The sequence below is a fragment of the uncultured Microbacterium sp. genome (assembly GCF_945952435.1).
In the GTDB taxonomy this organism is placed as follows: domain Bacteria; phylum Actinomycetota; class Actinomycetes; order Actinomycetales; family Microbacteriaceae; genus Microbacterium.
The window spans coordinates 103,102-122,586 of record NZ_CAMFHZ010000009.1 but is presented as its reverse complement, the minus strand read 5'-3'; the positions used below and the strand labels follow the sequence as shown (position 1 = coordinate 122,586).

17 protein-coding genes are annotated in these 19,485 nt (G+C 70.3%); 4 read left to right on the top strand and 13 right to left on the bottom strand.

The window, feature by feature from the left end; translation table 11 throughout:
* The coding region (gene ispG / locus Q0P88_RS06875) for a flavodoxin-dependent (E)-4-hydroxy-3-methylbut-2-enyl-diphosphate synthase (RefSeq protein ID WP_295012450.1) at nucleotides 1-1,030 on the bottom strand (1,030 nt) is incomplete at its 3' end.
* 182 nt (nucleotides 1,031-1,212) lie between these two features.
* Between ispG and Q0P88_RS06870 the strand changes: the two genes are divergently transcribed.
* Nucleotides 1,213-3,117 (top strand): anthranilate synthase family protein, encoded by a 1,905-nt coding sequence (locus Q0P88_RS06870; protein WP_295012448.1) that lies wholly within the window; start codon nucleotides 1,213-1,215, stop codon nucleotides 3,115-3,117.
* A gap of 19 nt (nucleotides 3,118-3,136) precedes the next feature.
* Here the strand turns inward: Q0P88_RS06870 and Q0P88_RS06865 are convergent, their stop codons facing one another.
* From Q0P88_RS06865 to Q0P88_RS06855, 3 genes are all read right to left on the bottom strand, one after another.
* Nucleotides 3,137-4,471 (bottom strand): RIP metalloprotease, encoded by a 1,335-nt coding sequence (locus Q0P88_RS06865; RefSeq protein WP_295012446.1) that lies wholly within the window; start codon nucleotides 4,469-4,471, stop codon nucleotides 3,137-3,139.
* 77 nt (nucleotides 4,472-4,548) lie between these two features.
* On the bottom strand, nucleotides 4,549-5,646 hold the full coding sequence (gene dxr, locus Q0P88_RS06860; RefSeq protein WP_295012444.1) for a 1-deoxy-D-xylulose-5-phosphate reductoisomerase: 1,098 nt from the start codon (nucleotides 5,644-5,646) through the stop codon (nucleotides 4,549-4,551).
* A gap of 54 nt (nucleotides 5,647-5,700) precedes the next feature.
* Entirely contained in the window at nucleotides 5,701-6,669 is a 969-nt protein-coding gene (locus Q0P88_RS06855) for an FKBP-type peptidyl-prolyl cis-trans isomerase (RefSeq protein ID WP_295012442.1), read from the bottom strand.
* 136 nt (nucleotides 6,670-6,805) lie between these two features.
* Between Q0P88_RS06855 and Q0P88_RS06850 the strand changes: the two genes are divergently transcribed.
* Entirely contained in the window at nucleotides 6,806-7,591 is a 786-nt protein-coding gene (locus tag Q0P88_RS06850; protein ID WP_295012440.1) for a 1-acyl-sn-glycerol-3-phosphate acyltransferase, read from the top strand.
* Here Q0P88_RS06850 and Q0P88_RS06845 read toward each other — a convergent pair.
* Nucleotides 7,560-8,057, bottom strand: coding sequence for an OsmC family protein (locus Q0P88_RS06845; RefSeq protein ID WP_295012438.1), 498 nt, complete (start codon nucleotides 8,055-8,057; stop codon nucleotides 7,560-7,562). The two genes, Q0P88_RS06850 and Q0P88_RS06845, sit on opposite strands and share 32 nt — an antisense overlap.
* 58 nt (nucleotides 8,058-8,115) lie before the next feature.
* On the opposite strand from Q0P88_RS06845, the gene Q0P88_RS06840 reads away from it, so the two are divergent.
* Together Q0P88_RS06840 and ald are read left to right on the top strand one after the other, a co-directional pair.
* The gene (locus Q0P88_RS06840) at nucleotides 8,116-9,111 is read left to right on the top strand and encodes an asparaginase (protein ID WP_295012436.1); all 996 of its coding nucleotides are present in this window, start codon (nucleotides 8,116-8,118) and stop codon (nucleotides 9,109-9,111) included.
* Nucleotides 9,112-9,154: 43 nt separating this feature from the next.
* Entirely contained in the window at nucleotides 9,155-10,270 is a 1,116-nt protein-coding gene (gene ald / locus Q0P88_RS06835) for an alanine dehydrogenase (RefSeq protein WP_295012434.1), read from the top strand.
* Between the two features lie 14 nt (nucleotides 10,271-10,284).
* Here the strand turns inward: ald and Q0P88_RS06830 are convergent, their stop codons facing one another.
* The 8 genes from Q0P88_RS06830 to Q0P88_RS06795 all read right to left on the bottom strand — a co-directional run bounded on the left by Q0P88_RS06830 (nucleotide 10,285) and on the right by Q0P88_RS06795 (nucleotide 19,466).
* Nucleotides 10,285-13,047, bottom strand: coding sequence for an FtsK/SpoIIIE domain-containing protein (locus Q0P88_RS06830; protein ID WP_295012432.1), 2,763 nt, complete (start codon nucleotides 13,045-13,047; stop codon nucleotides 10,285-10,287).
* Between the two features lie 58 nt (nucleotides 13,048-13,105).
* Nucleotides 13,106-13,933: a PP2C family serine/threonine-protein phosphatase gene (locus Q0P88_RS06825; protein ID WP_295012430.1), complete on the bottom strand. Its 828-nt coding sequence runs from the start codon at nucleotides 13,931-13,933 to the stop codon at nucleotides 13,106-13,108.
* An 82-nt stretch (nucleotides 13,934-14,015) separates the two neighbouring features.
* Nucleotides 14,016-14,987, bottom strand: a complete 972-nt coding sequence (locus Q0P88_RS06820; protein WP_295012428.1) for an aldo/keto reductase — start codon at nucleotides 14,985-14,987, stop codon at nucleotides 14,016-14,018.
* 68 nt (nucleotides 14,988-15,055) lie between these two features.
* On the bottom strand, nucleotides 15,056-15,862 hold the full coding sequence (locus tag Q0P88_RS06815; protein ID WP_295012426.1) for a DUF5684 domain-containing protein: 807 nt from the start codon (nucleotides 15,860-15,862) through the stop codon (nucleotides 15,056-15,058).
* Between the two features lie 97 nt (nucleotides 15,863-15,959).
* Nucleotides 15,960-16,724 carry a YaaA family protein gene (gene yaaA, locus Q0P88_RS06810; protein WP_295012424.1) on the bottom strand — a complete coding sequence of 255 codons (765 nt, stop codon included), beginning with the start codon at nucleotides 16,722-16,724 and terminating at the stop codon, nucleotides 15,960-15,962.
* Between the two features lie 103 nt (nucleotides 16,725-16,827).
* Nucleotides 16,828-17,088: a F0F1 ATP synthase subunit epsilon gene (locus tag Q0P88_RS06805; RefSeq protein WP_295012422.1), complete on the bottom strand. Its 261-nt coding sequence runs from the start codon at nucleotides 17,086-17,088 to the stop codon at nucleotides 16,828-16,830.
* A 2-nt stretch (nucleotides 17,089-17,090) separates the two neighbouring features.
* On the bottom strand, nucleotides 17,091-18,542 hold the full coding sequence (atpD, locus tag Q0P88_RS06800; RefSeq protein WP_295012421.1) for a F0F1 ATP synthase subunit beta: 1,452 nt from the start codon (nucleotides 18,540-18,542) through the stop codon (nucleotides 17,091-17,093).
* Between the two features lie 24 nt (nucleotides 18,543-18,566).
* Entirely contained in the window at nucleotides 18,567-19,466 is a 900-nt protein-coding gene (locus tag Q0P88_RS06795; RefSeq protein WP_295012419.1) for a F0F1 ATP synthase subunit gamma, read from the bottom strand.
* Nucleotides 19,467-19,485 lie beyond the last annotated feature (19 nt).

The window sequence follows — 19,485 nt, the reverse complement described above, 5'->3', positions numbered from 1 at the left end:
CGCCCTTGACGAAGATCTGGCCCTTGCCGTTGCCGCTCGCGACGCCGAGGTCGGCATCGCGAGCCTCGCCCGGGCCGTTCACGACGCAGCCCATGACGGCCACGCGCAGCGGGACGGTCATGTCCTTGAGTCCCTCGGTGACGTTCTCGGCGAGGCTGTAGACGTCGACCTGGGCACGGCCGCACGACGGGCAGGAGACGATCTCGAGCGTGCGCTCGCGCAGATTCAGCGACTGCAGGATCTGGTGGCCGACCTTGACCTCCTCCGCCGGCGGCGCCGACAGGGAGACGCGGATCGTGTCGCCGATGCCCTCGCCGAGCAGGATGCCGAACGCGGTGGCGCTCTTGATCGTGCCCTGGAAGGCCGGGCCCGCCTCGGTCACGCCGAGGTGCAGGGGCCAGTCGCCGCGCTCGGCGAGCTGCCGGTAGGCCTTCACCATGACGACGGGGTCGTTGTGCTTGACCGAGATCTTGAAGTCGTGGAAGTCGTGCTCCTCGAAGAGCGATGCCTCCCAGACGGCGCTCTCGACGAGGGCTTCCGGCGTCGCCTTGCCGTACTTCTCCAGCAGACGCCGATCGAGGGATCCGGCGTTCACGCCGATCCGCAGCGAGACGCCTGCGGCCTGCGCCGCCTTCGCGATCGCACCGACCTGATCGTCGAACTTGCGGATGTTGCCGGGGTTGACGCGCACGGCCGCGCAGCCGGCGTCGATCGCCTGGAACACGTACTTCGGCTGGAAGTGGATGTCGGCGATGACCGGGATCTGGCTCTTCGCCGCGATGATGTGCAGCACGTCGGCGTCGTCCTGCGACGGGACCGCGACGCGCACGATCTCGCAGCCCGACGCGGTGAGCTCGGCGATCTGCTGCAGCGTCCCGTTGATGTCGGTCGTCTTCGTCGTCGTCATCGACTGGACGCTGATCGGCGCACCGCCGCCGACGAGCACCTTGCCGACCTTGATCTGGCGGCTCTTGCGTCGCGGGGCGAGGACTTCGGGGATCCGGGGCATCCCCAGGTTCACAGCTGGCACGTCATACAGGCTACCCGCGCCCGGCTGAATGGGATCCGTGTGATAGTTTCGGCGCATGTCCGCGAACCGCACCTGGTGGCCCGCCTCCTAGGCGGTGAGTTCGCGTACCACGATCCAGACCGCCTTCCGGGGCGGTCTTGTCGTTTTCCGCCGCGCCGGATCCCCGCTACAGGAGCGCCTTGATGACCGTTGCCGACCGGATCCGCACGCTCGCGGACGAGACCTCGTTCGTGCTGCTCGCCCGAGAGGGCTCCGACAGCGTGGAGCTGCTCACCGGAGACCTCGTCGATGTCGAGAATCTCGCCGACATCCCGCTGGGCGAAGGAGAGGACCGTCGTGAGGTGTTCGCCCTGGTGCCCTACCGGCAGGTGCGCGAGCGCGGGTTCGAGGCGCAGGACGACGGCGCTCCCCTGCGCTGCCTGGTCGTCCGGGAGCATCTGCACCTCCCCTTCGACGAGGTGCGCGCCGCCCTCCCCTCCGAGCCGATCGACCTGCACGACGGCGGCTTCGACCTCAGCGACGAGGACTACGCGGCGATCGTCGAGCGCGTGATCGCCGACGAGATCGGTCGGGGCGAGGGCGCGAACTTCGTGATCCGCCGTGACTACACCGCGACGATCGACACGACTGCGCCGAACGCGGAGCGGATCGCCGCGCTCACCTGGTTCCGTGCGCTGCTCGAGCACGAGCGGGGCGCGTACTGGACGTTCGCCGTCGTCACCCCGGGGGTGATCGCGGTGGGCGCGAGCCCCGAGGCGCACGTCGTGGCGCAGGACGGCGTCGTCACCATGAACCCGATCTCGGGGACCTTCCGCCACCCCGCCGGCGGTTCGACCGTGGCCACGCTCACCGAGTTCCTCTCCTCCACGAAGGAGACCGAGGAGCTGTTCATGGTCGTCGACGAGGAGCTCAAGATGATGAGCGCCGTCTGTGCGGACGGCGGACGCATCACCGGTCCGCATCTCAAGCAGATGTCGCGGCTCACGCACACCGAGTACATGCTGCGTGGCAGGAGCCGTCTGGATCCGCGCGACATCCTCCGCGAGACGATGTTCGCCCCGACCGTGACGGGCTCCCCCATGCAGAACGCCTGCACGGTGATCCGCCGGCACGAGCGCAAGCCGCGCGGCTACTACTCCGGCGTCGCCGCCCTGTTCACGCCGAACGGCGAGGGCGGACACGACCTGGACGCGCCGATCCTCATCCGCACCGTATACCTCGACGCGGGTGCGCTGAGCGTGCCCGTGGGCGCGACGCTCGTGCGCCATTCGGAGCCGGCGGGCGAGGTCGGCGAGACGCACGGGAAGGCGGCGGGCGTCCTCGGCGCGATCGGCGCGGTCGCGCGGGATGCGGTCGCCGAGGAACGCGCCGACGCGGACGCGCCGGGTGACGGCAGGACCCCCGGGGACGATCCTGGCATCCAGCGTCTGCTCGCCTCGCGCAATGCGCGCCTCGCGGAGTTCTGGATCAACCCGCAGGACGGCGCACCGGCTGCCGAGACCTCGGTGCCATTCGCAGGGCGCACCGCGGTCGTCGTGGACGCCGAGGACCGCTTCACGACCATGCTGGCGCACCAGTTGCGACACCTCGGCCTCAGCGTGCGGATCCTGTCCTGGGCCCAGGCGCGGGAGGAGGAGCTGGATGCGGCCGATCTCGTCGTCGCGGGCCCCGGCCCCGGCGATCCGCGGGACGGATCCTCGCCGCGCATCGCGCGCATGCGCGAGGTCGTCGCACGTCGCCGCGCGGACGGACGGCCGCTCCTCGCAGTCTGCCTGAGCCATCAGATCCTCGCGGATGGTCTCGGGATCCGCCTCGCCGCTCTCGCGTCCCCCCACCAGGGTCTGCAGAAGTCCGTCCCGGTCTTCGGCGAGGACGCCTCGATCGGTTTCTACAACACGTTCACCGCGCGGGTCGCGCCGGGCACGACGGCGGTCGGGATCGCGGACGTCTCGGCGGATCCGGTGACCGGCGACGTCTTCGCGCTGCGTGGCCCCGGCTTCGCGTCCGTGCAGGGCCACCTGGAGTCGATCCTGTCCCGGGACGGCATGGCGACGCTGCAGCGCCTCGTCTCGCACGCGCTGGGCTGAGGGACCCCGCCGCGGCGGCTCAGGTCGGCAGCTTGACCGGGTTGAACAGGTCGGCCACGAGCAGCAGCGCGCCCATCGCGATGAGCACGCCCGCGACGACGATCGTGAGCGGCACCAGACGCGTCGCATCGACGGGCTTCGGGGGCGGTCTGCGGAACAGTCTGGCCCAGAGGCGTTTCAGACCGTCCCACAGCGCGACCACGATGTGACCGCCGTCCAGCGGCAGCAACGGGATGAGGTTGAAGACGAACAGGGCGATGTTGAGCGACCCCAGCAGGCTCAGCAGGACGGCGAAACGGTTGAGCAACGGAGCCTGAGCGGCGGCCACCTCGCCCGCGATCCGCCCGACTCCGACGACGCTCAGCGGCCCGTTGGGATCACGCGGCGTCCCCGTCACGAGCGAGACGCCCACGTCCCACAGCCGCACGGGCAGGTTCGCGATCAGGGAGACCACGGCTCCCGTGTTCTGCCCCGCCTGTTCGACGCCCGCCGTCAACGGCTGGGGAACGTAGGCGAGCTGCGCGCCGACCCCCGCGTAACCGACGGTGTGCAGCACGGCGTTGCCCTTGTCATCGACCACGGCCCGGCCGTTCGCGTCCACGGCCTGGCGCTGCGCCGCGACCGGCGTCAACGACAGGGTGACGTCCGCGCCGTCGCGACGCACGACCAGCGGAATCGTCCGCCCCGGGGACGCCTGGATGATCGCGCTCGCCTGAGCGAACGTCGAGACGGGGGTTCCGTCGACCGACACGAGCACGTCACCGGGCTTGACGCCGGCCTCCGCCGCCGGCGCCGCCGGGTCGTCCGCGGCGCACGCCGTGCGGGTGGATCCGGCGGGCAGGACGCACTCGGACACCGAGGCGATCGTGGTCGTGCCCTGCTGCACGCCGATCCCGCTCAGCAGGATCGTGAAGATCACGACCGCGAGCACGAGGTTCATGAACGGACCGCCGAACATCACCACGACCCGCTTCCAGACGGGCAGCAGGTAGAACACCCGACAGGCGCGTTGCGGGTCGATGGTCTCGTCGTTGGCCGCCCGTGCGTCCTGGATGAGCGAGCGGAAGGCGCCGCGCGACCGGGAGTCCGCTCCCGCATTGTCGCCCTCGCCGGGAGAGGGCGGGTACATGCCGGACATGGAGATGAACCCGCCGATCGGCAGGGCCTTGACGCCGTATTCGGTCTCCCCGATGCGCTTCGAGAAGAGCCGCGGGCCGAACCCGATCATGTACTGGCCGACGTGCACGCCGAAGAGCTTGGCCGGGACGAGGTGCCCGAGCTCGTGCAGGGCGATCGAGACGCCGAGCCCGACGAGCACGAAGAGCAGGCCTCCGACGTACAACAGGATCTCCACCCCGCCACGCTACCCGGACGTGCTAGGAAACCGCCGTGCCCGACGCCGGGCACGGCCCCGTCGGAGCATCCCTTCGCTCAGGCACCGGCCGCGGCGCGCTGCGCGATGAGGCGATCCGCCGTGGCGCGCGCCCAGTCCTCCGCGGCGGACAGGGACTCGACCGTGAGGGTCTCCGGCGGCTCGTGCGCGTCGACCACGCGCTCGATCGTCTCGACGATGCCGAGGAACGGCAGCCGCCCCTCGTGGAAGGCGTTCACGGCCTGCTCGTTCGCCGCGTTGTAGACGGCAGGGTAGGTCGCGCCGGCGCGGCCGACCTTCTTCGCGAGCGCGACCGACGGGAACGCCGCCGAGTCCAGCGGCTCGAACGTCCAGGTCGAGGCCGTCGTCCAGTCCAGCGGACGCCCCACGCCTCCCACACGGTTCGGCCAGTCCAGGCTCATCGAGATCGGGAGGCGCATGTCCGGCGGGGACGCCTGCGCGATCGTGGATCCGTCCACGAACTCGACCATGGAGTGCACGATCGACTGAGGATGGACGACGACATCGATCCGTTCGTAGTCCACGTCGAAGAGCAGATGCGCCTCGATCACCTCGAGGCCCTTGTTCACCAGTGTGGCCGAGTTCGTCGTGACCATGCGTCCCATGTCCCAGGTCGGGTGCGCGAGGGCCTCCGCGGGGGTGACGTCGGCCATCTCCTCCCGACGGCGGCCGCGGAACGGCCCTCCCGAGGCCGTCACGACGAGACGCCGGACCTCGCGCTCCGTGCCCGCGCGCAGTGCCTGCGCGAGCGCGGAGTGCTCGGAGTCGACCGGGACGATCTGGCCCGGTGCGGCGAGCGCGGTCACCAGCGGACCGCCCACGATCAGCGACTCCTTGTTCGCGAGCGCGAGCGTGCGACCGGCCCGGAGCGCGGCGAGGGTCGATCCGAGGCCGATCGATCCCGTGATCGCGTTGAGGACCACGTCGGCCTCGACGTCGTGGACGAGCTGTTCCGCCTCGACCGCGCCGAGGGCCGTGTCGTCGACGTCGAACTCCTCCGCCTGCGCAGCGAGTTCCTCGGCGTTCGATCCCGCGGCGAGACCCACGACCTCGAAGGCGTCCGGGTTGGCCCGGATCACGTCGAGGGCCTGGGTGCCGATGGATCCGGTGGAGCCGAGGATGACGACGCGACGCATGACGTCAGCCTAGCCGTGAGGCCGGACCACGACCGTTCCGCGGAGCGAGGGCCGTCAGCCCGCGGAGGCCGGGATGGTGCCGAGGATGTCGACGACGAACACGAGGGTCGAGTTCGCCGGGATCGATCCCTGGGCCTTGTCGCCGTAGCCGTCTGCGGGCGGGATCACGGCGAGGACCTGGGAGCCCACCTTCTGACCCTCGAGCGCCTTCTGGAAGCCGGGCACGACGCCCGTGGTCTGGAACTGCGTGGGCGCGCCGCGCTTCCAGCTCGAGTCGAAGACCTTGCCGTCCGCCCACGTGACGCCGGTGTACTGCACGATGACCTGATCGCCGCTGCCGACGGTGGCGCCGTCGCCCTGCTTGAGGTTCGCGATCTTCGTCTCGGTGGGAGGCGTCGACTTCGGCACCGTGATGGTCGGCTCGCCGTTCTTCGCGAGCTTCACGGTCGGCATCCCTTCGACCGGGGCGACGGCCTTGCCGTCCGCGGCCGTCGGAAGCTTCTTGACGGCCTGCGCGTAGACCACCAGGGGCTTCTGCCCCTCGCCGCGCAGGGAGCTCGGGACGGTCATGACGACCGCGGTCCCGATCGGCTTGCACTCGAGGGCGACGTCGAGCAGCGTCGGCTGCTGGGCGTTGGCGGTGAAGATCAAGGGCTGGAGCCCGTCGGTGGCCGAGCCGCTGGTCGCGAGCACGGATCCGTCCGTCGCGTCCACGATCTGGTAGCGGACCGAGACGAGGTCCCCGGCGACGATGTCGGACCCGGTCGCCTTGTCGACGACCGTGCGCTGCGCGGCGTTGCCGGAGTTCACGTCCGTGCCGGAGGGGATGGAGACCTTGACGTCCTTGCCGGAGCCTTCGACCTTGATGGCATCCGACGCCTTGCCCGGCTTGGCGTTCAGCATGCAGGCGGACGACGCGGACGGGGACGACGAAGCCGCGGGGTTCCCGGAACCGGCGCAGCCCGACAGCAGAAGGGCTGCCGCGGCGACGGCGGACAGGGCGGCGACGAGACGGATGCGCACGGATGAACCTCGAGACGTTGGGACGAACTCACCCATCCTGCCGCATTCCGCTTTGCCGGCGCTGGGAGGTGCGCCTGCGAAGACCGTGGGCGCGCCCATTCCCGACGCGGCATAGACCCTGCTCTACCCTGGATCGGTGACTCCGGAGCCCGCACCCGACGCCCCCGAATCCGCTGACGACGAGGTCGCGGCCGAACTGCATCGTGCCGGCGCGACCTACCTGCTCGGGCGAGTGATCCTCGCCCCGCTCGCCCGGATCGTCTACCGCCCGCGCGTCGAAGGCCGTGCCAACGTGCCGAAGACGGGTCCGGTGATCCTCGCGTCGAACCATCTGTCCTTCATCGACTCGATCGCGATCCCGGTGTCCGCGCCCCGTCGCGTGCACTTCCTCGCGAAGTCGAGCTACTTCGAGGGAACGGGCGCGAAGGGCCGACTCGTCGCGAACTTCATGCGTGCCGTGGGGGCCATCCCGGTCCGCCGAGGAGCAGGCCAGGCCGCGCTCGACGCGCTCGACGAGCAGCGGCGACTGCTCGACGAGGGGCTGGCCGTGGCGCTCTACCCCGAGGGGACGCGATCCACTGACGGCCGCCTCTATAAAGGCAGGACGGGGGCCGCCTTCCTCGCGCTGCAGACCGGCGCACCGGTGGTCCCGGTCGGGGTCATCGGAACCGACAAGGCGATGCCCGTGGGAGCCACCCTGCCGAAGCTCGGGACCCGCGTCACGATCCGTTTCGGCGAGCCCCTGGATCTCTCGCACCACGGTCCCGCGACGTCAGGGCGCGCCCGTCGTGGAGCGACCGACGAGATCATGGCGGGGATCCACGCGCTGAGCGAGCAGGAACTCGCGGGCGTCTACAACGAGGTGCCGGCGCACGGCACGATCGAGAAGATCAAGCAGGCTCTCCCGCACGAGCGTCTCTGACGAGGATGGTCGCCTCGTGGTGCACGGGGAACGACACCGAGTTGGCGATGAAGCACCAGGCGTTCGCCTGTGCGTGCGCGGCGAGCGCGGCCTCCCGCATCGACTCGTCCGACACGGTGACGATCGGGTGCAGGGTCACCTCGGTGAAGGCTCCCCCGCCGCGGCCGTCCTCCTGCATGGTGCCGGTCGCCTCGTCTTCGTATCCGACGACGACGACTCCTGCACCGACGCAGGCGTGCAGGTACGAGAGCAGATGGCATTCGGACAGCGCCGCGAGCAGCAGGTCCTCCGGGTTCCATCGCGCGGGATCCCCGCGGAACGGCTTGTCGGAGGACGCGAGCAGATCGGGCTTGCCCGCGACCGCGATCGTGCTCGCACGGTCGTAGTCCCGGTATCCGGACGTGCCGGTACCGCGATCCCCCGTCCACGTGGTGCGCAGTGCGTAGCGATGTGTTCCGATGGCCATGGGTCCATGGTGCCATCGGACTCCGGCACCGCGGTCGCCGCGGACTAAGCTGGCAGGCGTGGTGCAGACTCTGACCGTCCAAGATGCCGTGGAGCTCGCCGTCGTCGAGCGGAACGGTTTCATCGAATCCCGCCACATCGGTGCCGCGGTCGTCCTCTCCCCCGACGGCGAAGTGCTCGCACGTCATGGCAACCCGGACGCTCTCGTGCTGCCGCGCTCGAGCCTCAAGCCGCTGCAGGCCATCGCGTCTCTCACCGCGGGCGCGGTGCTCGACGGCGAGCAGCTCGGGCTCTCGACGGCCAGCCACATCGGAACGGATCGGCATGCGTCGGTGGTCCGTGAGATCCTCGCCGAGGGCGGCCTCACCGAGGACGATCTCGGCTGCCCCGCGGACTGGCCGGGCGATTCCGCGACCCGCGACGAGCTCGTGCGCGACCACGCCGGAAAGGCGCGGATCCGGATGAACTGCTCGGGCAAGCACGCGACCATGCTGCGGGCGTGTCTCGCGAACGGCTGGCCCACCGAGAACTACCTCTCCCTCGATCACCCGCTGCAGCAGCACATCAAGGAGACCGTCGAGCGTCTGAGCGGCGAGCGCGTCGCGGCGACCGCGATCGACGGATGCGGCGCCCCCGTGCACGCGATCTCGTTGCTGGGCCTGGCGCGCGCGCTGCATCGGATCGGCACCGCCTCGGAACGGTCGCCCTTCGCGATGCACCGGGTCGCCGGCGCGCTCGTCCGCGCGGTGCGGGACAACCCGTGGACCATCGAGGGGCCGGGTCGTCCCGACACGATCGCGATCGAGCGGCTCGGCGTCTTCGCCAAGCATGGTGCGGAGGGCGTGATGGTCATGGTCGCGCCGGACGGGACCACGGTCGCACTCAAGATGCTCGACGGTTCCGGCCGGGCCGCGACGATCGTGGCCGCCACCCTGCTCGCCCGGGCGGGGGCCTTGACCGACGCCCAGGTCGCCGACCTCGCCGCGGCCCTCCCTCTCGCCGTCCTCGGAGGCGGCGCCGACGTCGGGGCCATCCGTCCCGGTTCCGGAGTCTGAGCGTCCTCAGAAGGGGCCTCGACCGAGTGAGAAAGGAGCCACGATGAGGATCTCCGTCCCCACCGAGGTGAAGAACAACGAATTCCGCGTCGCGCTGACCCCTGCCGGTGTGCACGACCTCGTGCTCGCCGGCCACGAGGTCTTCGTGCAGGCGGGCGCCGGTACCGGCTCCTCCATGTCCGACGCCGACTATCTGAACGCGGGAGCGACGCTGCTCGACGACGCGGACGAAGTCTGGGCGCGGGCCGAGCTGGTGCTGAAGGTCAAGGAGCCGATCGCCAGCGAGTACCACCGCTTCCGCGGCGATCTGGTGTTGTTCACGTACTTGCATCTCGCCGCAGACCGACCGCTCACCGAGGCGTTGCTCGCCTCGGGAATGACGGCGATCGCCTATGAGACCGTTCAGCTCGCCACGGGCGGACTGCCGCTGCTCGCGCCGATGAGCGAGGTCGCCGGACGCCTCGCGCCGATCGTCGGTGCGAACACTCTCATGCGCTCGCAGGGCGGACTGGGTCTTCTGATGTCCGGTGTGCCAGGCACCCGGCCGGCGACCGTCACCGTGATCGGCGGAGGCGTCGCCGGCGCGAACGCCGCCGTGATCGCCTCGGGCATGGGCGCCGACGTGACGATCTTCGACACCAACATCGCCCGCCTGCGCTCCCTGGACGATTTCTTCGGCGGACGGGTGAAGACAGCGGCGTCGAACCCGCTCGACCTGCGCCGCGCGGTGGTCGGATCCGACCTCGTGATCGGATCCGTGCTCATCCCGGGGGCGAAGGCGCCGAAATTGGTCACGAACGACATGGTCGCGGAGATGCGACCGGGAAGTGTGCTCGTGGACATCGCCGTGGATCAGGGCGGATGCTTCGAGGACACGCACCCGACGACCCACGACGACCCGACGTTCCGCGTACACGAGACGGTGTTCTACTGCGTCGCGAACATGCCGGGCGCGGTCCCGAACACCTCGACGTCGGCGTTGACCAACGCGACCCTGCCGTACGTCCGTCAGATCGCCGCACGAGGCTGGCGCGAGGCGCTCCAGACCGATGCCGCGCTCGCCGGTGGTCTGAACGTGGCAGGAGGGCACGTCGTGAACGCCGGGGTCGCCGCGGCGCACGGACTCGCGCTGACGACGTTCGCCGACCTTCCGGGCTGATCGCCCGCGTGGACTCATCCCGGGTTCCCTCGTCCGGCCGCCGGTTCCGCCACGAGCCGGACGCGCACCGGTCGTCCCTCCTCGTCGACGGTCCAGGCGCGCGCGGCGAACGGATCCGCATAGGGCGGCAGCTCGCGCACGCCCGCGAGGGTGCGCAATTCCCGCCCTGCTTCGGCGAGCACGACGATCTCCCCCGTTCGCTGGACGCGCTGCCACAGCGCGAACCGGCGCTGCCACGCGTCGGGGTCGCCTACGAGCACCACGAGCTCGTCCGACAGTGCGCGGCCCTCGACGAGGAGCAGCGGATCCCCTTCGGCGAGCACCTGCACGGCGCTTCCGAACCGGGCCGAGAGCTGCCCGGACGTCCGGGTCGGCGTGCCGCTGACGACGCCGACGAGCGAGGCCCTCGGCTCCCACAGAGGCGTGCGACCGTGTGCGGCGTCTCCGCGAACCTGCCCGGCGTCGTCGTCCGGGAGCACACACTGCACCTCGGTGGTCCCGAAGACGGCCCGACCGTCGGGACGATCCGGATCGAACGAGGCGGCCGCACCTCCCAGCGCGAGGTGCTCGGCCCGCCCCACGGTGCGCAGGACGCCCCGTTGCGGAAGCAGCTCCACGAGCGTCGCGACCGCCCCGGAGCACCGTCCCGCGCTCATCGCGACCAGACGCTCCTGCTCGGCCATCCTCCGAAGGATCCGCTGCAGACGCTCGGCCCATAGGCTCGCGTACTCCAGCGGGAAGCCGGCCAGGATCCGATCGACATCGTCCACGAGAAGCAGCGACGGCCAAGGACGCTCGCCGTCGTCGAGCTCCGCGATGACCGACCACGCGCGTTCGAGCTCCCCGGGCACCCAGAGCGAGTCGTCCACCTGTGCGGCGAGAGCGGACAGGACGGTCGTCTTGCCCGAGCCCGGACCACCGAGCACGGCGACTCCGCGATCACCGGGGCGCAGGACGCGCAGGACCTGCCTCTGCCGTTCCGGCTCGTCCGCGAGGCCGAGCACGAGGACGCCCCGCGCTGAAGTCAGTTCGCGACGTGTCACGCGCCGCGGCAGGGACGGCATCCAGGGACTGCGGGCTCTCGGCTGCGCGGCCGTCGACGCGATGACCTCCTCCAGCTCCTTCGTCGTGGTCAGGGCGACACGGAACATCACCGGCACGGCGTCCTGGGGCCGGCGCAGGAGCGCGAGGCCCCTGCCGAGACCGTCCCCCGGGAGTGCGGCTGCGCCGTCGGTCCCGATCATCGCCCTGCTGTCGGCCGGATCAGTCACCCGCAGAGCGATGCGCAGCGGGCAGTTGGTCGCGAGCGCATCGCGAACGACGCCCGTCGCGCGTTGCGTGCCGAGAACCAGGTGGAGTCCGAGCGCACGACCCCGCGCGGCGATGTCCGTGAAGACCGACGCCAGGTCGGGGTGCTCGTGGAGGAGGGCGGCGAACTCGTCGACCACGATCACGAGTCGCGTCAGGGCCCCGTCCGCCTCGTCCAGGCTGCGCGCGCCGCGTTCGGCGAGCACGGACTCGCGGCGGCGCAGCTCAGCCCTCAGACTTCGCACGCCGCGCTCGGCGCCCGCGGCGTCCAGGTCGGTGATCACGGCGGCGACATGCGGCAGGCCCCGCAACCGATCGAACGCGGTTCCGCCCTTGAAATCGGCCAGCACGAACGAGACCTCGGTGGCGGAACGGGAGGCGCACAGGGCTGTGACCCAGGACACGAGGAGCTCGCTCTTCCCGGCGCCGGTGACCCCGGTCACCAGCGCGTGTGGACCGTCTCCGAGAAGATCCACGACCACCGGGCCGTCGGCGTCCCTGCCCAGAGCCACCCCGAGCGAACCCGCAGCCGGGGGCGCCCCGACGCCCGCCTGTCCGAGCCCCAGCGCGAGCGGGATCCGGCGGGGCTCGCCCTGCTGCCGCAGGAGAGCCGACCCCTGCTCGGCGGACACGGCCTCCACCCGGCAACGGCGGGTACCCCGCGAGGAACGGACCTCCGCGAACCGCGGCTCCGTCACGTCCACGATGGTCTCGTACCCGGGCGGCGCTGTCTGTCCGGGCAGGAGCAGCGCGATCCGCGGCCCTATCGCCGCGGAGGAGGACCGTCCCACATGCACGGCGACCGCGGAGTGCCCTTCGCGCGTGTCCAGCCCGTCGAGGCCGAGCGCGTCGACCCCGTCGCCCTCCGCGCGTATCGCTCCCGGTGCATGCCGCAGCACGAGCTGCAGGAGGAGCGCCCTCGCGACGGCCACCACGATCGGGAAGGGGCCGCGCAGACACACGCCTCGATCCAGGGCGGCGGTGACCGGAGCATCGGGAATCGCCGCGTGGGAGGCTCGGAACGCCTCCGCCCGATCCCCCGTCCCCGTGAACCGCAGGGGCGAGGGGACGTCGCCTCGGCCGAGCGTCAAAAGGATGCCGTCCTCGATCCCGGCGCCACGCATCGGCGCCTCGCGCAGACACGACGCGACGTCCGGCGAGGCCCTGAGCAGCCTTTCCCGCTCCGCGTCCGTCCGTTCCGTCGTGACCCGCTCGATCCGCGCCCAGGCCGTCTGCTCCTGCGCGCGCTCCCGACGCGCCGCCCGCCGTCGGCGGCGCACGCCGTCGACGAAGGCGCCGAGGATCATGACGGGGCCGACCGCCGCGAAGCACAGCGAGAGCGGCGAGCGCGTGACCGCGAAGAGCACGACCCCTGTGACGATCGGCACGACCGCCGCGAGGAGGGGCAGCGGAGCGCTCTGCCCCGGTTCGGACGGGGACGGGAGGACGATCGGGTCGGCAGGATCCATGCCTGCCATCCCAGCGGATCCGGGGCGCCCGAGAGCGCCCTCCTCCGAAGCCGGTGGACTACTCGGTCGGAAGCTCAGCCGTGGAGGAAGTCTCTTCGCTCTCGTCGCCGGGACCGCGTCGGGCGATGTCGATGACGATGAGCGTCACGTTGTCGCGTCCGCCGTTCTCCAGCGCGGCAGACATCATCGCGTCGGCCGCGGCGTCCGCGGTCGGGTGCAGACCGAGGAAGTGCTGGATCCCGTAGTCGGTGAGCTCCTTGGTCAACCCGTCGGAGCAGATCACGAAGCGATCGCCGTCCTGCACGCTCAGCTCGCGGTAGTCCGGCGGCAGGGCCTCGCTGACTCCGACCGCGCGCGTGATGACGTTGCTGTAGGGGTGGCCTTCGGCTTCCTCGGGACTGAGCCGCCCCGCGGTGATGAGTTCCTGGACCACGGAGTGGTCGGTCGTGATCTGGCTGAGCGCGCCGTCACGGAGCAAGTAGACGCGGGAGTCGCCGATGTTGAGCGACACCCAGCGCGCATCGCCGTCCACGAGCGCGAAGAAGACTCCGGTGAGCGTCGTCCCGGTGCCTTCGTCCGTCGTCTCGGGGTGGGCCGTGATGTCGTCCACCGCAGCGATGAGCGCGGCCTCGATCGTCTCCGCCGTGACCGCCCCCGCGGCCACGGCCTCCTCAAGCCGGGCTATGGTCCGCTGGCTGGCGATCTCCCCGCCGGCGTGGCCACCCATTCCGTCGGCGACGACGAACAGCGGGAACTGAGCGAGGAACGAGTCCTGATTGTTCTCGCGCCGACGTCCGGTGTCGGTCGCACCGGCCCAGCGCAGGAGCACCGTTTCCCCGGAGGCCAGCGCGACGTCGCGGGTCTGCGCGGTCGAGCTCTGACTCACTGAGGTCCTCCCCTTCCTCGTGCGGTCGGTCCGGCGGAGGAAGTCCTCCATATCGTAATGGATTCGGGATGACGACGCCGCGTCATGCCGCCGGATCCTCCGGAAGGGGGAAGAGCGCGTCGATCGCCGCGACGTCCTCCGTCGTGGGCGACCAGGCCGATCCGGCACGCGCGTTCGCCTCGATCTGGGCGGGACTCGTGGCCCCGGCGATCACGGACGAGACGCCGGGCTGCGCGAGCAGCCAGCCGAACGTCGCTTCGAGCATGGTGATCCCGCGCTCGTCGCAGAAGGCACGGTAGGCATCGAGCGCGTCCCAGGGGGCGTTCTCCCAGAGGTGCGCACGCGTGCGCATGATCCGGCTCTCCCCCGGACCGCCCTCGCGCGTGAACTTCCCCGTGAGCAAGCCGTTGTGCAGCGGGAAGAACGGGAAGAAGCCCAGCCCGAACCGGTTCACCGCCGGCAGCACCTCGCGCTCGGCCGCCCGCGAGAGCAGCGAGTACTGGTTCTGGGCGGAGACGAATCGTCCGCTGCGAACCGCGCGGAGCTCAGCCTCCGCGATCTGCCAGCCCGCGAAGTTGGAGTGCCCGAAGTAGCGGACCTTGCCCTCGCGGACGAGCTCGTCGAGCGCATCGAGCGTCTCCTCGATCGGGGTCACAGGATCAGGGGTATGCAGCTGGTAGAGATCGATCCAGTCGGTGCGCAGGCGGCGCAGAGACTCTTCGATCGCCCTGCGGATGTACCGACGCGACCCCTTGCCGGCGGGGAAGTCGTACCCCATCTCGTACGCGGAGTGGCCGAACTTCGTCGCCAGCACCACGCGATCGCGCCGGCCTTCGAGCGCCTCACCCATGAGCGTCTCGCTGAGGCCCGGCTCCTTGCCGTACATGTCGGCCGTGTCGAGGAACGTCACGCCGCTGTCGATCGCCGCGTCGAGCACGTCCCGTGTGCCGCGGAGGGTCTCGGTCGCGGTCCCCGCGCGTCCGAAGTTGTTGCAGCCCAGTCCCACGGAGGAGACCAGGAGCCCGGACGAACCGACACGACGCTCAGAGCTCATGCTTCCAAACTAGCAACCCTCCGGCATGCGGAAGGCCCCCGGTCCGGGACCGGGGGCCTTCCGAGAGTTCACGACGGGCGGTGCTCCCCGCCGTCGGTGTCCTCGGTGTGCGGCGCGTCGGGCGTCGCGGCCGGAGGGGCCGGCGGGGCGGGCGGCGTGACGGGCGGTGCCGGAGGCACGACCGGGGCCGCGGGTGCTGCCGGAGCGCCCGCCGGCGGAGCCGGCGGGGCGGACGGCGCACCGGCGGGCGGAGCGGCCGGAGGCTGGAAGCCCTGCGCGGGAGCCTGCGGGGCGGCGGGCGGTGCGTAGCCCTGCGCCGCGGGAGCCTGGTAGCCCTGCGGGGCACCGTAGCCGGCGGGGGCGGCCGCCGACGGCTGCACCGGGATCCCCTGCCACACCGTACGGTCGCCGAAGAAGTTGTTGCCGGCCCACGGAGCGGGGGCGATGTTCGGGTTCCAGCGAGACTTGTCGAACGCGTTGATGCCGTACCAGACGATGCTCAGGAAGATGTAGAGCACCACCCAGCCTGCGCCCTTCTGGAGCTTGAGGCCGACACGCCAGGCGGCGAGCACCCAGAGCACGGCCGTCGCGACGATGAGGATCTGCCCGATCACCGGAATCCATCCGAGAACGATCGATGCCCCCATCGCGATGAGCACCAGCCACGGGTTCAAGTCCGCCAGCTTGAGGAACACCATGCCGTTGTAGATCGGCACCCAGGCACGCCACTTGCCCTGCACACCGGCTTTGTCGAAGATCTTCATGAGGAAGATCGAAGCGAGCACGTAGAAGCCGAGAGCGAAGATCAGCCACACGAGGGTGCCGATCAGAATGGCCGCGACGCTCACTCCTGAGTCGTATCCGTAGTCGTTCATTTTTCCCTCCGGGAAATGGTGATGATGCCGTGCATCGGGCGCACCAGACAGGCGCCGACGCGAACACCATACCGCTTTCCTGAGTCTGGGCTGAGAACTATTTACGGGCCGTCGGCTGATCCGTGACCAGTTCCAGCACGCCGGACTCCTCGGTGCGACGCATCACGACGCCCGATCGGGCCGCCCAGCCGAGCAGGGTCCGCTCGGATCCGATGCGCGGGCGCTCGGTCGCGAGCCGTCGCACAAGCGCACCCTTGGCGTGCTTGTTGAAGTGGTTCAGCGCCTTGCCCTGCTCCGTCACGACCCGCACATACGCCGAGGAGACCTCGTCGGGAACCGGACCGAGGTCGACGTACGCCTCCGAGCGCAGGTCCAGCACGAAGTCCGGCGCGTGGGCACGCAGCTCTGCGGTCACCGACTCCGCCCAGTGCCGCCGCAGCGCGGGAAGCCCTGGCACGGACGCGGCCGCGCCGAGTCGGTACGACGGGATCGGATCGAGCGCCCCGACGGGTCCGAACGGGGCGCTGTGGATCCGCACGTGCGCGCCCAGCCACCGACGGGCGTAACCGTCCAGGGATGCCGTATCCAGCGCGTCGAAGAGCACGCCCGTGTAGCGATCGATCGCGGGCATGACCGGCCCGTCCGCGAGACCCGCGTTGTCGCGCACCGCGCCGGCGAGCTGCTTCTCACTGAGTTTCAGCACTCGCCGTGTCTGCGCGGGATCGCCCGCGAGCGCCATCAGCGCTTCGCGCACCTGGCCGCGCGGCGCGGCGAGGCCCGGGAACGCCCAGGACGAGACGTCCGCCGGTCCCGGAGCGCCGCCGTCCCTCTTGGTCTCGGACGGGGGAAGCAGGATCATCATGAAGGGGCTCCTCGGAGTCGACGTCGACGGGCGCCGGCGCAGGCCGGAGACCACGGAAGCGCCGGACCCCTGAGGGCCGGCGCTTCCGTGGTGAGGAGGGGGATCAGGCGACGAGCGCCGCGTTGCCCGCGACGATCGTCAGCGTGTCGCCCTCCATCGAGACGAAGCCGTCCCGGGCGCTCGCGAGGACCTTGGTCCCGTCGAGCTGCGTGATCCGGACCTGGCCCTCGGCGAGGATGGCGAGCACGGGCTCGTGCCCGGCCATGAAGCCCAGCTCGCCCTCGACGGTCTTGGCGACGACGAGGCTGGCCTCTCCGGTCCAGATCTCCGCGTCGGCGGAGACGAGGCTGACGTGCAGCGCCATGCTCAGGCGTTCTCCTTCTGGATGCGCGCCCAGTTCGCCTCGACGTCCGAGATCGGGCCGACGTTGAAGAACGCCTGCTCGGCCACGTGGTCGAAGTCACCGCGGCAGATCGCGTCGAAGGACTCGATCGTGTCCTTGAGCGGAACCGTGGAGCCCTCGACACCGGTGAACTTCTTCGCCATGTAGGTGTTCTGGGAGAGGAACTGCTGGATCCGGCGCGCGCGGGCGACGACGATCTTGTCCTCTTCCGAGAGCTCGTCGACACCGAGGATCGCGATGATCTCCTGCAGCTCCTTGTTCTTCTGCAGGATCTGCTTGACCGTGGTGGCCACGCGGTAGTGGTCCTCGCCCAAGTAGCGGGGGTCCATGATCCGCGAGGTCGAGGTCAGCGGGTCGATCGCCGGGTAGAGGCCCTTCGACGCGATCTCACGGGAGAGCTCGGTCGTCGCGTCGAGGTGGGCGAAGGTGGTCGCCGGAGCCGGGTCGGTGTAGTCGTCGGCCGGCACGTAGATCGCCTGCAGGGAGGTGATCGAGTGACCGCGGGTCGACGTGATGCGCTCCTGGAGCACACCCATCTCGTCGGCGAGGTTCGGCTGGTAGCCCACCGCGGACGGCATGCGGCCGAGCAGCGTGGAGACCTCGGAACCGGCCTGCGTGAAGCGGAAGATGTTGTCGATGAAGAGCAGCACGTCCTGCTTCTGCACATCGCGGAAGTACTCCGCCATGGTCAGGGCGCTCAGGGCGACGCGCAGACGCGTCCCCGGCGGCTCGTCCATCTGGCCGAAGACGAGGGCGGTCTTGTCGAAGACGCCCGCCTCCTCCATCTCGTGGATGAGGTCGTTGCCCTCACGGGTCCGCTCGCCGACACCGGCGAACACCGACACACCGCCGTGGTCCTGCGCCACGCGCTGGATCATCTCCTGGATGAGGACGGTCTTGCCGACGCCCGCGCCGCCGAACAGGCCGATCTTCCCACCCTGGACGTACGGGGTGAGCAGGTCGATCGACTTGATGCCGGTCTCGAACATCTGGGTCTTCGACTCGAGCTGGTCGAAGTTGGGCGCCTTGCGGTGGATCGGCCAGCGCTCGGTGACCTCGACGGTCTCGCCGTCGGGGGCGTTGAGCACCTCCCCGATCACGTTGAACACCTTGCCCTTGGTGACGTCGCCGACCGGGACCGAGATCGGAGCGCCGGTGTCGCGCACCTCCTGGCCGCGGACGATGCCGTCGGTGGGCTTGAGGGCGATCGCGCGGACGAGGTCGTCGCCGAGGTGCTGCGCGACCTCGAGCGTGATCTCCGTCGACTCCTCGCCGATGGTGATCGTCGTCTTCAGCGCGTTGTAGATGTCGGGGATCGAGTCGTGCGGGAACTCGATGTCGACGACCGGTCCGTTGACGCGAGCAACGCGCCCGACGACCGTCTTGGCCGTGTCGGCCGTGGCGGTGGCAGTCATATCTTCGTCTCTCTCCTGAGGGTCTTACTTGCTCGACGCCAGGGCGTCGGCGCCGCCGACGATCTCGGCGATCTGCTGCGTGATCTCCGCCTGACGCGCGTTGTTGCGCAGGCGGGTGTAGTCGGTGATGAGCTTGTCGGCGTTGTCGCTGGCGGACTTCATCGCCTTCTGCGTCGCGGCCTGCTTGGCGGCGGACGACTGCAGGAGTGCGTTGAAGACGCGGCTCTGGATGTACACCGGCAGGATGGCGTCGAGCACCGTCGCCGCATCCGGCTCGAACTCGTACAGCGGGTAGACGGTGTTGCCTGCCTCGGACTCGTCGGCCTCCGCGATCTCCAGCGGAAGCAGGCGGACCGTCTCGGGCGACTGGGTCATCATGCTGACGAACCGGTTGTAGACGAGGTGGATCTCGTCGACGCCGTTCTCCTCGCCGCCGCGCTCGAAGTCCTCGAGCAGGGTCGCCGCGATGGCCTCCGCCGTGTGGAACGACGGGGTGTCGGTGTCGCCGGTCCACTCCGCCGCGGACGCGACGCCGCGGAACTGGAAGTAGCCGACGGCCTTGCGACCGACGAGGTAGAACACCGGCTCCCGACCCTCGGAGCGCAGGAGCTCGGCGAGCTCCATGCCCTCACGGAGGATCTGCGAGTTGAACGCACCGGCGAGTCCCCGGTCGCTCGAGAAGATCACGACCGCGGAGCGGCGGATCGTCTCGGGCTCGCGGGTGAGCGGGTGGTCGACGTTGGAGTGCGTCGCGACGGCGGACACGGCCCTCGTCACGGCCCGCGCGAAGGGCGAGGACGCGTGCACGCGCGCCATCGCCTTCTGGATGCGCGAAGCCGCGATGAGTTCCATCGCCTTCGTGATCTTCTTGGTCGTCTGAGCAGAAGAAATCTTCTGCTTGTAGACCCGGAGTTGTGCGCCCATATCTCAGTTTCCCCCGCGA

Excerpts from the sequence above, each read along its gene's own strand:
- Q0P88_RS06870 (WP_295012448.1), top strand. The coding sequence starts at position 1,213 with ATGACCGTTGCCGACCGGATCCGCACGCTCGCGGACGAGACCTCGTTC.
- dxr (WP_295012444.1), bottom strand. The coding sequence starts at position 5,646 with ATGCGTCGCGTCGTCATCCTCGGCTCCACCGGATCCATCGGCACCCAG.
- Q0P88_RS06845 (WP_295012438.1), bottom strand. The coding sequence starts at position 8,057 with ATGGCCATCGGAACACATCGCTACGCACTGCGCACCACGTGGACGGGG.
- ald (WP_295012434.1), top strand. The coding sequence starts at position 9,155 with ATGAGGATCTCCGTCCCCACCGAGGTGAAGAACAACGAATTCCGCGTC.
- Q0P88_RS06830 (WP_295012432.1), bottom strand. The coding sequence starts at position 13,047 with ATGGATCCTGCCGACCCGATCGTCCTCCCGTCCCCGTCCGAACCGGGG.
- Q0P88_RS06820 (WP_295012428.1), bottom strand. The coding sequence starts at position 14,987 with ATGAGCTCTGAGCGTCGTGTCGGTTCGTCCGGGCTCCTGGTCTCCTCC.
- Q0P88_RS06815 (WP_295012426.1), bottom strand. The coding sequence starts at position 15,862 with ATGAACGACTACGGATACGACTCAGGAGTGAGCGTCGCGGCCATTCTG.
- yaaA (WP_295012424.1), bottom strand. The coding sequence starts at position 16,724 with ATGATGATCCTGCTTCCCCCGTCCGAGACCAAGAGGGACGGCGGCGCT.
- Q0P88_RS06805 (WP_295012422.1), bottom strand. The coding sequence starts at position 17,088 with ATGGCGCTGCACGTCAGCCTCGTCTCCGCCGACGCGGAGATCTGGACC.
- atpD (WP_295012421.1), bottom strand. The coding sequence starts at position 18,542 with ATGACTGCCACCGCCACGGCCGACACGGCCAAGACGGTCGTCGGGCGC.
- Q0P88_RS06795 (WP_295012419.1), bottom strand. The coding sequence starts at position 19,466 with ATGGGCGCACAACTCCGGGTCTACAAGCAGAAGATTTCTTCTGCTCAG.